Annotated in this window: 14 protein-coding genes; 4 read left to right on the top strand and 10 right to left on the bottom strand. The window is 61.9% G+C overall.

What is annotated here, in order from left to right; all coding sequences use genetic code 11:
• Positions 1-230 precede the first annotated feature (230 nt).
• The 3 genes from D6877_RS13055 to D6877_RS13045 all read right to left on the bottom strand — a co-directional run bounded on the left by D6877_RS13055 (position 231) and on the right by D6877_RS13045 (position 3,125).
• Positions 231-1,130 (bottom strand): bestrophin family protein, encoded by a 900-nt coding sequence (locus D6877_RS13055; RefSeq protein ID WP_130911053.1) that lies wholly within the window; start codon positions 1,128-1,130, stop codon positions 231-233.
• Positions 1,131-1,155: 25 nt separating this feature from the next.
• Positions 1,156-2,154, bottom strand: a complete 999-nt coding sequence (moaA, locus tag D6877_RS13050; protein WP_016775169.1) for a GTP 3',8-cyclase MoaA — start codon at positions 2,152-2,154, stop codon at positions 1,156-1,158.
• Positions 2,155-2,273: 119 nt separating this feature from the next.
• The gene (locus D6877_RS13045) at positions 2,274-3,125 is read right to left on the bottom strand and encodes a CAP domain-containing protein (protein ID WP_130911052.1); all 852 of its coding nucleotides are present in this window, start codon (positions 3,123-3,125) and stop codon (positions 2,274-2,276) included.
• Between the two features lie 197 nt (positions 3,126-3,322).
• On the opposite strand from D6877_RS13045, the gene D6877_RS13040 reads away from it, so the two are divergent.
• Positions 3,323-3,943 (top strand): cell wall hydrolase, encoded by a 621-nt coding sequence (locus D6877_RS13040; RefSeq protein ID WP_122691891.1) that lies wholly within the window; start codon positions 3,323-3,325, stop codon positions 3,941-3,943.
• Here D6877_RS13040 and D6877_RS13035 read toward each other — a convergent pair.
• Positions 3,940-4,653: a murein L,D-transpeptidase catalytic domain family protein gene (locus D6877_RS13035; protein WP_016775166.1), complete on the bottom strand. Its 714-nt coding sequence runs from the start codon at positions 4,651-4,653 to the stop codon at positions 3,940-3,942. The two genes, D6877_RS13040 and D6877_RS13035, sit on opposite strands and share 4 nt — an antisense overlap.
• Positions 4,654-4,805: 152 nt before the next feature.
• Here D6877_RS13035 and D6877_RS13030 point away from each other — a divergent pair, with 152 nt between their 5' ends.
• Positions 4,806-6,422: a L,D-transpeptidase family protein gene (locus D6877_RS13030; protein ID WP_130911051.1), complete on the top strand. Its 1,617-nt coding sequence runs from the start codon at positions 4,806-4,808 to the stop codon at positions 6,420-6,422.
• A gap of 135 nt (positions 6,423-6,557) precedes the next feature.
• On the opposite strand, the gene D6877_RS13025 is transcribed toward D6877_RS13030, so the two are convergent.
• The 6 genes from D6877_RS13025 to D6877_RS13000 all read right to left on the bottom strand — a co-directional run bounded on the left by D6877_RS13025 (position 6,558) and on the right by D6877_RS13000 (position 14,133).
• Positions 6,558-7,400, bottom strand: a complete 843-nt coding sequence (locus D6877_RS13025; RefSeq protein WP_130911050.1) for an NAD-dependent protein deacetylase — start codon at positions 7,398-7,400, stop codon at positions 6,558-6,560.
• 54 nt (positions 7,401-7,454) lie between these two features.
• Positions 7,455-8,501, bottom strand: a complete 1,047-nt coding sequence (locus D6877_RS13020; protein WP_130911049.1) for a class I SAM-dependent methyltransferase — start codon at positions 8,499-8,501, stop codon at positions 7,455-7,457.
• Between the two features lie 149 nt (positions 8,502-8,650).
• Positions 8,651-9,721, bottom strand: coding sequence for an NAD(P)/FAD-dependent oxidoreductase (locus D6877_RS13015; protein ID WP_241662893.1), 1,071 nt, complete (start codon positions 9,719-9,721; stop codon positions 8,651-8,653).
• Positions 9,684-11,867, bottom strand: a complete 2,184-nt coding sequence (locus D6877_RS13010) for a hypothetical protein (RefSeq protein ID WP_130911047.1) — start codon at positions 11,865-11,867, stop codon at positions 9,684-9,686. The genes D6877_RS13015 and D6877_RS13010 overlap by 38 nt, the downstream gene beginning before the upstream one ends.
• Before the next feature lie 218 nt (positions 11,868-12,085).
• Positions 12,086-13,396 carry a HAMP domain-containing sensor histidine kinase gene (locus D6877_RS13005; RefSeq protein WP_130911046.1) on the bottom strand — a complete coding sequence of 437 codons (1,311 nt, stop codon included), beginning with the start codon at positions 13,394-13,396 and terminating at the stop codon, positions 12,086-12,088.
• On the bottom strand, positions 13,393-14,133 hold the full coding sequence (locus tag D6877_RS13000; RefSeq protein ID WP_039762337.1) for a response regulator: 741 nt from the start codon (positions 14,131-14,133) through the stop codon (positions 13,393-13,395). Before D6877_RS13000 ends, D6877_RS13005 begins: the two co-directional genes overlap by 4 nt.
• A gap of 297 nt (positions 14,134-14,430) precedes the next feature.
• On the opposite strand from D6877_RS13000, the gene D6877_RS12995 reads away from it, so the two are divergent.
• On the top strand, positions 14,431-14,694 hold the full coding sequence (locus D6877_RS12995) for a DUF2790 domain-containing protein (protein ID WP_016775158.1): 264 nt from the start codon (positions 14,431-14,433) through the stop codon (positions 14,692-14,694).
• 33 nt (positions 14,695-14,727) lie between these two features.
• On the top strand, positions 14,728-15,091 hold a 364-nt coding region (locus tag D6877_RS12990; RefSeq protein ID WP_241662892.1), incomplete at its 3' end, for a hypothetical protein.

Below are 15,091 nucleotides of genomic sequence, written 5' to 3'. Positions count from 1 at the left end.
GGCGACCGGTGTGCCCGGATAGTAAGGGGGAATTTGCGCGCGTGTAAATGGAAGAATCGTCGGTGGCGCTTTCCGGCGTTTGGGCTGATTGACCGAGTTGCCTTTTTCGCGAGCAGGCTCGCTCCCACAGGAGAGTGCATTTCAACTGTGGGAGCGAGCCTGCTCGCGAATGGCCGCACCTCGGTTCAGAGTGAATACGCCGCGCCCATTCGTTGCTTGCCGTTGTGTCTTCAGCGCAGCACGTAATCGTCCGGCTCTGGCGCGGGCGGCAACGGCGAGACGCCGAGTTCGTACAGCACATCGCGCTCCAGGGTACGCACCAGCGCATCGGTCGGCAGATCGTTTTCATCGCGGCCGAACGGGTCTTCGAGTTCATCGGCAATCGCGTCGAAGCCGAAAAAGGTGTAGCTGACAATTGCCGTGAACAGCGGCGTCAACCATCCCAGCGATTGCGCCATGGCGAACGGCAGCAACAGGCAGAACAGGTAGATGGTGCGGTGCAGCAGCAGGGTGTAAGGGAAGGGCAGTGGCGTGTTCTTGATGCGGTCGCAAACGGCCTGGGCCTGGCTCAGGCAGGTCAGGTGATTGGCCAGCAATTGATAACGCCATGGCGACAGCACACCGGCCGTTTCCAGCTCGGAACACTGGCGCCCGACCTGATGAAGGATCTGGCCGCAGTGATCCGGCGCCGACCCATCGATCGGCGGGCTGACCCAGTCGGTGCTGGCCTGCTCCTCACTGTCTCCACGCAACCGCGCATTCAACGCGTGGGCGAAACCGCACAGGTTGCGCAACAGTTGTCCACGCAGGCGCGTGTCATCGATGCCTTGAGTTTCGCGCATCACCGCGCGCACCCGCAGCAGCACCTCGCCCCAGGCCTTGCGGCCCTCGTACCAACGGTCGTAACAGGCGTTGTTGCGAAAGCTAAGGAAGATCGACAGCGACAGACCGAGCAGGGTGAACGGCGTCGAATTGATCTGGGCGAAGTAGCTCGGCACCAGAAGTTCGATCAGCACAATCGCTGCCGCCAGCAGTGTCAGCATCAAAGTGCGCACGGCGATGCGTTTGGCGATCGAGCCTCTGAGGGTGAACAGCACGGCGAACTGATTGGGTCTCGGTCTGACGATCATCTCGCGGTCCCGGTTGCGCGGCGAATCAGCCGCCGGTCATGTTCATGAAACGCACCACTTGCACGTCGTCGTTGACTTCGAAGTTGTGTCGATACGGCTTGAGTTTCATCGCCTCGATGATCGCGTTCTCCAGACGTTCCGGGTGGCCCGGATGGGCGCGCAACACCGCTTTGAGGTCCATCGAATGCTCGTTGCCCAGGCACAGCAGCAAGCGACCTTCGACGGTCAGGCGCACGCGGTTGCAGGTGCCGCAGAAGTTGTGGCTGTGCGGTGAAATGAAGCCCAGGCGAATGTTCGGCGCTTCGGCCACGCGCCAGTAGCGCGACGGCCCTTGCGTCGATTCGGTCGAGTCGATCAGGGTAAAACGTTCGGCGATGCGTTCGCGTACTTGCGCGCTGGAGTAGAAGGATTCGGCGCGGCTGTGTTCGGCGATCGCGCCCAGCGGCATCTCTTCGATGAAGGAAATATCCAGATCACGCTCGATGGCGAAACTGACCAGATCGTTGATCTCGTGATCGTTGCGGCCCTGCATCACCACGCAATTGAGCTTGGTACGGGTGAAACCGGCGGCACGTGCGGCATCGATGCCGTCGATGACCTGCGCCAGATCGCCAGTGCGGGTCAGCTCTTTGAAGCGCTGCGGATCGAGGCTGTCGAGGCTGATGTTGAGACGCTTGACCCCGGCGTCGAACAGCGGCTGGGCCAGTCGGCCCAATTGCGAGCCGTTGGTGGTCAGGCACAGTTCGCGCAGGCCGGGCAGGGCGGCGATCTGTTCGCAAAGTTGCACGACACCAGGCCGGATCAGCGGCTCGCCACCCGTGAGGCGGATCTTGCGCGTGCCGAGGGCGACGAAGCTTTGCGCCACCTGGAACAGCTCTTCGAGGGTGAGGATCTGCTGGCGCGGCAGGAACTGCATGTCCTCGGCCATGCAATAGACGCAGCGAAAATCGCAGCGGTCGGTGACCGACAGACGCAGATAATCCACGCGGCGGTTGTGACCATCGATCAATTCACGCTGTGTCATGGGCTCGCCTCGTGGATGTGGAGCGCCGTCAGCGGGCGCAGATCGCGCAGGGTAGGCTGCGTTCGCCATGCCGTCCAATCACTCTGGCTGACCGAGTGATTGACGGCGTCGATGATGCCTTACGGTGCGCCAAACATTGCCGTCCAGTAAATGCCGGCGTTGCTTTTCGGATCGGTCGCATAGGCGGCGCCCAGTTCCTGATATTGCGGATTCATCAGATTGGCGCAATGCCCGGGGCTGGCGAGCCAGCCATCGACGACCTTGCCGACGGTGTCTTGCCCGGCGGCGATGTTCTCGCCGACCAGTTGCCCACTGTAACCGGACAGCTCGGCGCGGTCGCCTGGCGTGCGGCCGTCGCGGTCCTTGTGGTCGAGGTAGTTATTGTTGGCCATGTCGCGGCTGTGATCCTGAGCGACAGCGCCCAGCGTGGCATTCCACGCCAGCGGTGCTGCCGCCGCGAAGGATTGGCCACCGCACTGGCGCGCCTGGCTGCGCGCGGTATTGAGTTGCGCCAGCAGCTTTTGCCCTTCGCTTTGTGCATCGCCGAGTTTCGCCGTCAGCAACGGCCGCGCGAGAACGATGCGCCAGTCGCGGTCGACACGGTTGACGCCGATATCGATAAACTGCGGGTCGAGCACCACCTGGCAGAAGCTTTCCTTGATCGCCTGCATCGCCGCCGCTGCATCGCGCGGGCCGTTGAGGGTGATCGCCTGCACGTTGACCATCGGGTAGTGGGCGCTGGTCATGGCCTGCTGCAGATCGACCGCGCCGCTGGCGGGCAGGCGCAGACGTGGATCGGCCGACAGCGGTGGCAACTCGTTCGATGCCTGCGTGCCGCAACGCTGCGGCTGGCTGCGATAGCTGTTGATCGACTCGATCAATTGCAGTTCATCGGCAGCCAGCGCCGAGGTGGCGAACACCACGCCCAGCGACAGTGCGGCACAACGCAAAACGGACGGCATGAAGCGCATGGAAATCTCCCTTGAGCTGAATGCGCCCATGATGCGCGAAAGGCCCCCGGTGAGTGAATGTGTTTTTCTTTGCGGCGGATTTTTTCTGCGCTGGTGTGCCCGCGCATTTGCTCGCTACACTTCGCGAAGGCCCCGCAAACCGGGCGCCTCACCGACGTAACATCTTGCCCCGGGCGGGCGCTGACGGAAGAACCGACATGGGATTGAAAGGCTTGGCGGGCGGTTTGTTGTGGATCTTTTTGACCGGCGCAGCATGGGCCGGGGCGCAGGCGCCAATCGAGGCCAAGGCCGAACAGAAAGCCGAGGTGCTCGAAGAGAAAGCGGCAGATAAAGTCAGCGCTGCCCCGGCGCCGAAATCCGAGGCCATCACCCCGACTGAAGCGCAGGCGGTAGACCCTGCCGGCGCCGCGCCGCTGGACGATCCGCTGACCTGTCTGGCGCGCAGTATCTATTGGGAAGCCAAGGGCAAGGACACCCCGGAAATGGAAGCCGTCGCCAGTGTGGTGATGAATCGCCTCGGCCACGACGGCTTTCCCGACACGGTGTGCGCGGTGGTCAAGCAAGGATCGGAAAGCGGCAATTGCCAGTTTTCCTGGTGGTGCGATGGCAAGCCCGATCAGGTCAAGGAAGACGCCGAATACGCGCTGGCCAAGGAAATCGCCGGCAAGGCGTTGAACCGTCAGCTCAAGGACCGCACGCGCGGTGCCCTGTATTTTCACGATCGCGGCGTGCACCCGAGTTGGGCCAAGGCCTATCGCAACACGGCGCAGACCGGCAGGTTCCTGTTCTACAAACCCGCCGGCGGCGACGCGCGCTAACTGGCGTGGGTGTTGAGAATGCTCGCCACCTGTTGCGGCTGGCAGTTCAGATACGGTGACTTTTGCAGCCAGCGCTGATCCGGATACCAGGAAAACATGAACTGGCCGTTTTTCAGGCGATCGATCACCTGTTTGGCGATCTGCGGCCGTACGGCGGGGCAACCCTGACTGCGGCCGATACGCCCCTGACGCTTGCTCCACAGCGGGTTCACATAACTTGCGGCATGAATCACGATCGCGCGATCACGGGCCAGATCATTGAAACCGGGTTCCAGACCATCCATGCGCAGCGAATAGCCGTGAGTACCTTCGTAGCTTTCCTGAGTGCGGAACAGACCGAGGCTGGACTGATAACTGCCTTCGCGATTGGAAAACTGCGTGGCGAAGTTTTCCCCGGAGTTCGAACCGTGGGCAACCAGATCACGCAGCACCAGTTTCTTTTTGCTCAGATCGAAGATCCACAGGCGGCGTTCGGTGGACGGTTGCGAATAATCGATGATCGCCAGATGCCGCGAGGGTTTCGCGCCGTTGTTGACCGCGCATTGCATGGCGTTCAATGCACCTTTGAGCGCTTGGGGATTGAGTTCCGGCGCGGCGTGGGCGAGGCTGTTGTAGAGAACCGGCGATGGCTTGCCGGCGGCAAATACTGGGCTGGTCACGGCGACAAGGGTCGCGGTGCTCAACAGAAGTCGGCGCAAAAACGTCAACATTTTATAAAGTGTCCTCAACTTGCTACATAAACGGCACTTTGGCTCCTGACTCCCAGTCAATACCCGCAGGCTCGCGGTTCGAGCCTGACTGTTCAGCGCACCTGATGTAAGGTTGACCGTCATCTGGACGGCCATGGATTGGAGTAAAGCAGTTGTTCAAAAAGTACGCATGCTACTTGAGCATTTGTTTGCTCGCTGCGCCGTTTGTCGCTTGCGCCGATGAGCCGCTGCCCCCGCTCGAAACCCTGCCGATGCCGGAAACGCAATTGCCGGTCGAGCCGCGCAGCCCGTTGCAGGCGGTTTTGATCAGCCTGGCGCAGTCGTGCCCGGCGATCGCTCCGCGTCTCAATGGCCCGGCGTTGAGCCAATTGCAGGCGTTTTATGAACAGCAGGACTGGATGCCGGTGTGGGCGAGTGAGTCGGCACGCTTGCCGGCATTGCGCGCGCAATTGCAGCTGTTGGCCGATGATGGGTTGAATCCGAATCGCTATGCGGTCGCGACGACACCGCCGCAGGATGGCGAGCTGTGCGCCGACATCGACATCAGCCGCAACTATTTGCAGGCCTTGCAGGATCTGCATTACGGCCGTCTGTTGCAATCGCATTTCGAACCGCTGTGGCGTGTCGACGGCCCGCCGACCGACCGTCAGGCGCAATTGCTCAGCATTGCTGTGCCGGGCATGAACGATATTGCTACGGCGTTCGACCTGGCGCGTCCGCATCTGCCGCAATATCAAAGCCTGCGTCAGCTGTATGCCGCGCAACGCTTGCAAGCCTTGCCGCAATGGCAGCCGGTGGGCAACGGCCCGCTGCTGCGTCCGGCGATGGAAGACCCGCGCGTGCCGGAACTGGCCCGTCGTCTGTATAGCGAAGGCTATCTGCCACACGCACTGGTGCCGCCGGACAACGCCTACGATGACGTGTTGGTGGAAGCGGTGAAGCACTTTCAGGCCAGCCATTCGTTGCAGGCTGACGGCGTGGTCGGGCCGGGCACCATTGCCGAGCTGAACATCAGCCCGCTGACCCGCCGCGATCAGTTGCGGGTCAATCTCGAACGTTTCCGCTGGATGGCCCAGGACATGGAGCCCAGCGGGCTGGTGGTCAACGTGGCCGCCGCTGAGCTGACGCTGTATCAGGGCGGCCAACCGGTGTGGCAGACCCGCACCCAAGTTGGCCGCGCCGAACGCCAGACGCCGCTGCTCAAATCCCGCGTCACCCGGCTGACGCTGAATCCGACCTGGACCGTACCGCCGACCATCTGGAAAGAAGACAAGCTGCCGGAAATCCGCAAGGACCAGACTTTCCTCAGCCGCCAGAACCTGCAAGTGCTCGATGCCAACGGCCAGCCTCTGGCAGCGGCGGACATCGACTGGGACAACCCCGGCAACATCCTCCTGCGTCAGGACGCCGGCCCGCGCAATCCGCTGGGGCAAATGGTCATCCGTTTCCCCAACCCGTTCTCGGTGTACCTGCACGACACGCCAAGCAAGGCGCTGTTCGACAAAGGCCCACGGGCGTTCAGTTCCGGTTGTGTGCGCGTTGAGCACCCGCTGCAACTGCGCGATCTGCTGCTGTCCCCGGCGGAAAAAGCTCGCACCGAGACTTTGCTGGCAACCGGCACCACCCATGAATTTCGCCTGTCGGCGCCGGTGCCGATCCTGATGACCTACTGGACGGCGCAAGTCGACAGCAGCGGCCATGTGCGTTATGCGCCGGACATCTACAGCCACGACAGCGCATTGCTGGCGGGGCTGGATCGGGCGCATTGAGTCCGGCACCAGCACGGCAGTCAAAGATCTGAGTTCGATGAGTGATTTAAGGTCAACGAATCCCGTACAAACACCTCGGTCGGGAGAGGGCTAGGGTGAGGGGCCGATTTCAAGCCGAACCCATTACTCAAAATCTCACCGCCCCAGCTCCTCCACCAACCAAGGCAAAAGCTCCTCACACGACCCTTCAATCTTCAAATCGAGCAGATCATCCGCCCGGGTCTTGCCCAGATTGATCGCCATCAACGGCTTGCCACGCTCGGCGACCAACCGGCACAAGCGAAACGCCGAATACGCCATCAACGACGATCCCACCACCAGCAAACCCGCCGCATTCTCGGCAGCGGCCAGCGCCCGCGCTGCCGTCGGCTGCGCCACGTTCTCGCCGAAAAACACCACATCCGGTTTCATCCGCTCACCCGCGCAATGCGGGCACTGCGGTACCTGAAAGCGCGCTTCAAATGCCGGGTCGAGCAAGGTATCGCCATCCGGCGCCTGCACCGCATCAACACCACTCAGGTACGGATTCTGTGCCTCCATCTGCTGCTGGATCGCATCGCGCTCGCTGCGTTGCCCGCAATCCAGGCACAGCACTCGGTGCAGGCTGCCGTGCAGTTCGATCACATCGTGGCTGCCGGCCTGATCGTGCAAGGTATCGACGTTCTGCGTGATCAAAGCGCTGATCCGGCCACGCTGTTGCAACGTCGCCAGCGCCTGATGCGCCGCATTCGGTCGGGCCTTACGCACGCGCGGCCAGCCGAGCATGGCCCGCGCCCAGTAGCGCCGGCGCGATTCCGGGGCGGCGAGAAATTCCTGGTACATCATCGGCTGCCGCCCGCGACGCACGCCGTCACTGTCGCGATAGTCCGGAATGCCCGATGGCGTGCTGATGCCGGCGCCGGTCAATATCAGGAATTTATCGTCGGCCATGGCCTGCAACAGCGTATCGAGATGTTCGCGGATCGGACTATCGAGCATGCTCAGCACTCCAGAATGGGCAGTGCTGGCAGGTTAGCACGCGATCCGCACGGGTTACTTGCGCGCCTCCAGAATCAGGTTGAACGGCGTCTGCGTGGCGCGGCGGAACTGCTTGAACCCGGCCTCGACAAAGACTTTGCGCAGGCGCATTTCCCCAGCCTGCGCACCGAGCCCGAGGCCGACTTCCTGGGACAGCGAATTGGGCGTGCAGATAAACGTCGAGGCGGCGTAGAACAGGCGCCCGACCGCGTTGAGATTATCATCCAGTTTGTCGTTGGCGAACGGTTCGACCAGCAACACCGTGCCGTCGTCTTTCAGCGACTCATAAGCGTGGCGAGCGGCGCCGACCGGGTCGCCCATGTCGTGCAGGCAGTCGAAAAAGCAGATCAGGTCGTACTCGCCGCCGGGATAGTTTTTCGCCGTGCCCTCGAAAAATCTGGCGCGATTGCCCACGCCACCTTCTTCGGCGCGTTGCGTGGCGACTGTGACTGACGGCGCGTGGAAGTCGAAGCCGACAAACTGCGATTTGGGAAACGCCTGGGCCATGATCACCGTCGAGGCGCCGTGGCCGCAGCCGATGTCGGCAACCTTGGCCCCGCGTTCCAGCTTCGCCACCACGCCGTCGAGCGCCGGCAGCCATTCGGCAATCAGGTGACCTTTGTAACCGGGGCGGAAGAAACGTTCGGTGCCGCTGAACATGCACGGATGGTGATCGCCCCACGACAAGGCGCCATTGCCGCGCATGGCCTTGACCAGTTTGTCCTTGTCATGGAAAAACGACGCCACCACGCCGAGACCGCCAGCGACATACACCGGCGAATCCTCCACGGCCAGCGCCAGTGCCTGTTCTTCAGGCAAGCGAAATTGACCGTCAACGTGTTCCATATAGCCTGATGCGGCATGGGCGCTGAGCCATTCGCGTACCAGGCGCGGATTGCAGGTGGTTTTCGCCGCAAGGGCTTCGGGGCTGATCGGTTGGCTGTCGGCCATTGCCCGGTACAGACCGAGTTCTTCGCCGACAATGACATTGGCCAGCATCGCCGCACCACCCATGTCGTTGACCAGTTTGCCCATGAATTCGTTGAGCTTCGCCTCATTCATCACGTGTGCTCCTGAAACAGGATCACCGTCCGGCGGCGTTGAATGTCGAGGCAGGCGCCACCGGGCGGTGGTCACGGATTGGGGCAGGGCACAGCAGACGTCCTGCGGCCCCCTCGACTGGGTAATGAATGAGTCTAGTCTTCTTTTGCTCAATCAGTGCCCAGCCATCGGGGCGGGAACGGGTGCTGACGATAAAAACTGCGCAGCTGTGTCAGGTCGTGCTCATACCAACAGCGCAGCCATTGTTGATACTGCGCTTGCGCGGCAGTTCGCAGTAATGGTCGGTACAGGCTGTCATGGATAGCTTGGGCGGCCTGCATGCCGCTCATCAACGCCTTGAGCACACCGTGCGACGAAGCCGGATCGAGTCGGCATGCAGCATCACCTACGAGAAGGTAGCCGTCACCGGCAACGGTCGCGCTGATGCGCCAGCTTACCTCGGCTCCGCGTATCGTCCCCGATTGCGGTAATGCCTGGAGGTCTTCGGGCAGCATTTGTCTGGACTGCCTGACGGTCTGTAGTGCGTCGGTTTCAAACGCAAGGTGTGTCCAATGGGTCAATTGCGGCCCAATCCGGGCGACCCATGTCCAGCCATCCGTCGTGGCCAGCAGGTGCGGATTGCTCGCGTAGCGGGCCGGCTGACCGTGCAAATATCCACAGCGGGCCACTAACACAGGAGAATCGATTTGCTCTGTCAGGTGCAATTGGCGTCCAAGCCAGCCGGCTGCACCACTGGCATCGATCACGTACGAGGTGTAAAGGCAACCGACGTCGGCTTCTACGCCGATTACCTGTTGCCCGACCGTGAGAGCGCTGTGCGCCCGACACGGCTGGTATATCTCTACACCCGCTGAAGCGGCTTGCTGTAATAACGCGGCGTCCAGTAGCACGCGGCTGATCTGGAAGCCGCGCCACGGGCCAGTTACGTCCGCGCCGAAAGCGTTGAAGCGCGGCGGACCGTTCCAGTGCACCCATTGACCCTCAAAGCGCAGGGTTGACGAGACACAGAGCAGATCGGCGACGCCCAGTTGTCGCAATAACGGTTCGATACCCGGGTGCAGGCTTTCGCCGGGACGGAAGCGGGGAAACGCCTGACGCTCGAGCAAAGCCACGCGCAGTCCACGGCGGGCACAGCTGATGGCGCTCGCACAGCCCGCAGGTCCTGCGCCGATCACTACGACATCAAAGTGTTTCAACCGCGACCTGCCAGGGGCCTGCATCCTGTTTCATCAGGATGAGATCAGTGCTGACAAACAGCAGGACCTGACGCTCGACCTCGACGTGACGCAACTTGAAATCATCATCGGCAATGCTGACGGCTCCGCGCTTGTACATCGAAAAACGCTGCACCCACCCCTCAAGGGCAACGCCGGCTTGCTGCTGTGCGTTGTCGAGTTCGTTGTCTGGTCGCTGCACCTCCAGAAACGACAGCAGTGGCCAGGCATTGCGCCGGGCATTGTCCCTGTCAGCACCAAGCGCACGGTAAACCCTGTACATCGAGACGACGCGTCTTTCATACGCCGTTTGCGAGGTGTGGCCGGTCAGGCGCAGAGAAAACCGGCCTTGCAGGGCGACCTGTGTGTAATCGGCGTGGACGTAGGCGTGGTACTGGGCAAACAGGCGATTGTCTTCAACGATCAGTTGCGGGCCGCGCTGGTCGTCCCAGGCAATGGCGCCGCCCTGGCCGATTTCCTTGTCGGTCAACGGAATGATGGTGTGCAGGCTTGAGCGTGGTTCGAAGACTCGCGCCGAGTCCGGTGCCACCCCCGGCCAAAAGGAGCCCAGCGCCGCGCATATTTTTGCGTCCTCGGGAAACGGGCTTGCCATCTGATAGCCGGCCAACACGTTGATCCATTGCGCATCCGGGGTTTTCTGCCGAACCCATCCTACCTCCCAGCCCGGGCCGAAAACTCCGGCAGCGCCGTCAGGCAGCGAGGAGGGTCGTGGACTTGGTGCGGGCGGGATTTGTGACAGATCGCGCGGGCACGGTTCAGCCGAGGCGACAATCGCCGTCACCCCTCGGTCCGTATGCGAGAACAATTGATCCTCGAGATTCAGGTTGGCGCAGTACCGCACGTTCGAAAGTGCTTCGAGGCGGGCGTGCCAGACGTCGGAGTCAGGCAAAAGCGGCTCTTCGCGGACCCAGTGCAACAGTTTGCGCTGGCTGCACAACGGGTAAAAATCCGGAGGACCGATAATCGAATAAGCGGCCACCGTCGGCAGAAGGTCGTTGAGTGCCGGGCAATCTGGCCGGACCCAGCCGTCGGCGGTTGCGTCCTGATAATGCAGAGCCTCATAACCACCTTGTCGAACCAGTGCTTCGACATCTGCACGGTCGTTCAGGTTTTCGATGCTGCCATCTGCGTTGACCTTGTGCCGACCATGCACCATGCCAGCGGTGTTGGCTGGCATTAGAAACGTCAGCGGTCGGCCGTCGATCTGGGCGGGTTCGACCAGTCGCGCTTTCGACTGTGGGACCAACAGACCCGCGCCCAATTCATCGGCTGGCGCCCAGTCGGCCAGATTTTCGGTCACGACAAAGGGTGCCTGGCTGATTTGCGGTTCCTCCCAGCCAGTGCCGCTGTGACGTAAATGGATATGCCGCAACTTCTCGTTGATCTGATGGTTTTCCAGCGTTACCGACAATTCCATGCCCGCCAGACACTGGTCCCCATCGAACAGTTTGTGCAGCGGCACCCAGAAGTCCAGCTCTGGATCGACTTCAGCCTGAAAGTCCATGGGGCCGAAGCGCTGCGCATCGCCGCGCAACTGCATGGCAATGTAGGCGCTGTAGCGCACCGGCATGACCCGAATGCCATGCACGTCGTCGTCGACAAATGGCAAAAAGCATCGCTGTCTGGCGTCATATCGGGCGGGCGCGGTGCCGACGCGGGCAATGCCGGTGCGCGAAAAGCACAGGTCGGCGTGTCGGCCGTGCACGGTGTCGGCGGCGCAGCGATATTCACTGGCAAAAGCGACCACCGCCAAAGGTGCGCCTGCGGCGGTCAGCCGCAGTTGATCGAGAGTGGGCGGGGCGATGCTGTAGACATAGTTCAGCACGGTTTCGATTTCGCCCGGCGTCGGAAACAGCAGCAGATCTGTTCCGGTTTCATCGACGGTCACTCGCGGTGACGCCAGTGCGTGATAAAGCAGACTGCGCGAGGGCACCGCTGCTTCGATTGCGCGCGTTCCGTCAGGGGCGAAATCTTCGAATCCGCTCAGGTTGCGGTCAATCTTCATCGGCCGCACAAGTTCGGCTGCCAGTGGCTCCGCAAGCAGATCAAGGCCATGGGCCAACATCAGCGAATGCCAGCCGCCGGGGGCCAACCGGCGACACACGTGTGTGACGGATTCGAGCAGAGTCATGGCTGATCCTCGTTACGGTTCGCGAGCCGTCATCAGACAGCACAAGGCTGATGCCCCGCTACTGTCAGGTCTGACAGTAGCGGGGCGTCTGGACATGCATAACCATAGGGGCCTTTGCCTGGGCGTAACAGTCGGGAGATTCCGACGAGGTTGTAGGCAGATGCCTGCTGTTTGGATGGCAACAGCAGGGGGCAGGAGGGAAATTTAAACGGTGGCTATCAGCCGGGCAGCGGCAACTTCAGCTCAGCGCACAACCCGCCACCTTCACGATTGCTCAACAGCAGCGAGCCACCGAGCGCCATCGCCAGTTGCTGGGCGATCGCCAGCCCGAGCCCGGTGCCGCCGGTGTCACGATTGCGCGAGTTTTCCACGCGGTAGAACGGTTCCAGTACCTGCGCCAGTTCGGCCTCGGCGATGCCCGGGCCGCGATCGAGGACTTTCACCGACAGGCTGTTGCCCTGCGCTTCGACCTGCAATTGCGCGGCGCCGGCGAATTTCAGGGCGTTGTCGGTCAGGTTCACCAGCACCCGGCGCAGGGCCTGCGGACGGGTTTCGATTACCGCTTTGCTTTTGCCGCCGAGCTGCACGTCCTTGCCCATGTCCTGATAGTCGAAGACCAGGCTGTCGAGGAACGAGTCGAGATCAGTACGCCGGCTTTCTTCGGTGGCGCCGTGAACGCTGCGGGCGTAGGCCACGCCTTCGCGCACCAGATGCTCGATCTCGCCCAGATCGCTGCTCAGTTTGTCTTTCTCGACGGAGTCGTCCATGAACTCTGCGCGCAATTTCATCCGGGTGATCGGCGTTTGCAGGTCGTGGGAAATCGCCGCGAGCAGTTGCATGCGTTCTTTCAGGTAGGCGGCGATGCGCGTCTGCATGGCGTTGAACGCCCGTGCCGCGTGGACAACTTCGGTCGGCCCTTGCTCGTCGAGCTTGATCGGGTGAGCGTTGGGGTCGAGGGTTTCCACCGCGTTGGCGAGGCGGGTGAGGGGACGGATGGCAATGCGCACGGCGAGCCAGGTGCAGAGGATCAGCAACGCCAGTTGGCCCAACAGCACCACCGGCAACCACGGTGACAACGGCACCATCGCCGGACGGATATCGATGGTCACCGGGCTGCCGTCGCTCAGGCGCAGGTGGCCCTGGAAATGTTGTCTCGGACCGCCGGGAACTTCGGTAAACACGATTGGATAAGTGTCACCGATGGCCGCAGTGATCGAAGCGATCGCGACGGACTTTTCAGCCGAGGTCACCGGCATGCCCGGTTCGCCCTCGTTGAGCAGGTAGCCGTAATTGCGCCGGGCCAGACGCGGCAGCCAAGCCTCGCGTTCGGCGGCGGGCAGGCGATCGAGGATCGCCATCGACGTCGAGACGTCGGTTTCGAGGTTGCCGAGCATGGTGCTTTTCGCGCTCTGGTAACGCTCGTAATACTGCGCGCCGAACGACAGGCCCTGCGCCAGAATCAGCCCGATCAGGAATATCAGCGACAGGCGCGAGGCGAGGGTACGCGGCCATTGCAGCTTGAGTTTCATGCCGACGCCCCAAGCAGTTCGACCGGCAGCGAAAACACATAACCTTCACTGCGCACAGTCTTGATGTAGGCCGGTTCGCGGGCATCGTCGAGCAGACGTTGACGCAAGCGGCTCACCAGCAAATCAATGGAGCGATCGAACAGATCGGCCTCGCGGCCCTGGGTCAGGTTGAGCAGTTGATCGCGGCTGAGCACCCGTTGCGGATGGTCGAGGAACACCCGCAGCAGGCGGTATTCGGCGCCGCTGAGGGCAACCATGGTGCCGTCGCTGTCGAGCAGGTGGCGGGCCGAGGTGTCCAGTTGCCAACGACCGAACGCCAGCAGGCGTCCGGCTTCGGTGACCACCAGATTCGGCGGCAGCATGCGCGTGCGGCGCAATACGGCGTTGATCCGCGCCAGCAGTTCGCGGGCGGCGAACGGTTTGGTCAGGTAATCGTCGGCGCCCATTTCCAGGCCGATGATGCGGTCGGTCTCATCGTTGCGCGCGGTGAGCATCAGCACCGGCGTCGCCTTGTGTTTGCCCACGCGCAATTCGCGGCACAGCTGCAGGCCATCGTCGCCGGGCATCATGATGTCGAGCACGATCAGGTCGACGGTGTTGGCATCAAGGAAGCTGCGCATCTGCCGGCCATCGGCGACCACTGTCGTGCGCAGGCCGTTCTTCTTCAGGTAGTTGCCTACCAGTTCACGGATCTCGCGATCGTCGTCGACGATGAGAATGTGATCGACATGTTCCATCGGTTCAAGCCTCTGTCAAAAGGGGAATGCCGTGCAGTCTATAGCGCCGTGGAACGCACGCCTGCCTGCCTTTGTATTGCAGTGTATCTGCCCCGACGGCGGATACACGCCGACGCAAAATCACGATTTTTTCGGGGTTTTGTATCGCTCTGTATCTACACACTGCAGGGATACACAACGAGTGATTCTCGTCCTTTCCTGACACAGACGCGATACCTCGAAGGCCTCAAATAGGCTCCATCGAGGCACACACAGACCGCCTCGGCTCAAACCCACTGAAGCCTTGAGGACTACACCATGAACAACAAATCCGTATTCGCCGCCTGCCTGTTCGCCGCGCTGAACATCTGCACCCTGTCGGCCCACGCCGAAGCTGACGTCAGCCGGCAAACCTACACCTACGGCACCCATCTGGATATCCAGAAAGTGCTGTCGATGACCGAAGACACCTCGGTGACCTGCGGCATCACCGAGGCGCGCATGACCTACCTCGATTCCGCCGGCAAAACCCGCGAGCTGGATTACAGCAAATTCGCTGACGGCTGCAACAACCAGAACTGAGTCATCCCTACTTTTTCTGCAAGGAGTTATGCCATGAACAACGTCTCGCGCTTTCTGACCGCAGCAGCCTTCGCCTTCACCGGTGCCGCCGCCCACGCCAACAGTGCTGTGGAGCAGAGCAGTTGCGCCAGCAGCACCTGCTTCCAGCTGACCACCGTGGCGAAGGAGGGCAGCGATGCCTTGATCGCCGCTGACGGCTCCAGCCGCACACCGCAGGGGCAGATGGTCGCCGCTGATGGTTCCAGCCGCACACCGCAGGGCCAGATGGTCGCCGCTGACGGATCGAGCCGCACACCGCAGGGCCAGATGGTTGCCGCTGATGGTTCCAGCCGCACACCGCAGGGCCAACTGGTCGCGGAAAACGGTGCCAGTCGTACGCCTCAAGGGCAGTTGCTCG

Origin of the sequence: Pseudomonas sp. Sample_9, assembly GCF_004307535.1 — a bacterium.
Lineage (GTDB): Bacteria > Pseudomonadota > Gammaproteobacteria > Pseudomonadales > Pseudomonadaceae > Aquipseudomonas > Aquipseudomonas mercuritolerans.
Note: the sequence above shows the minus strand (reverse complement) of the source record. Positions and strands in the feature narration are given on the sequence as shown.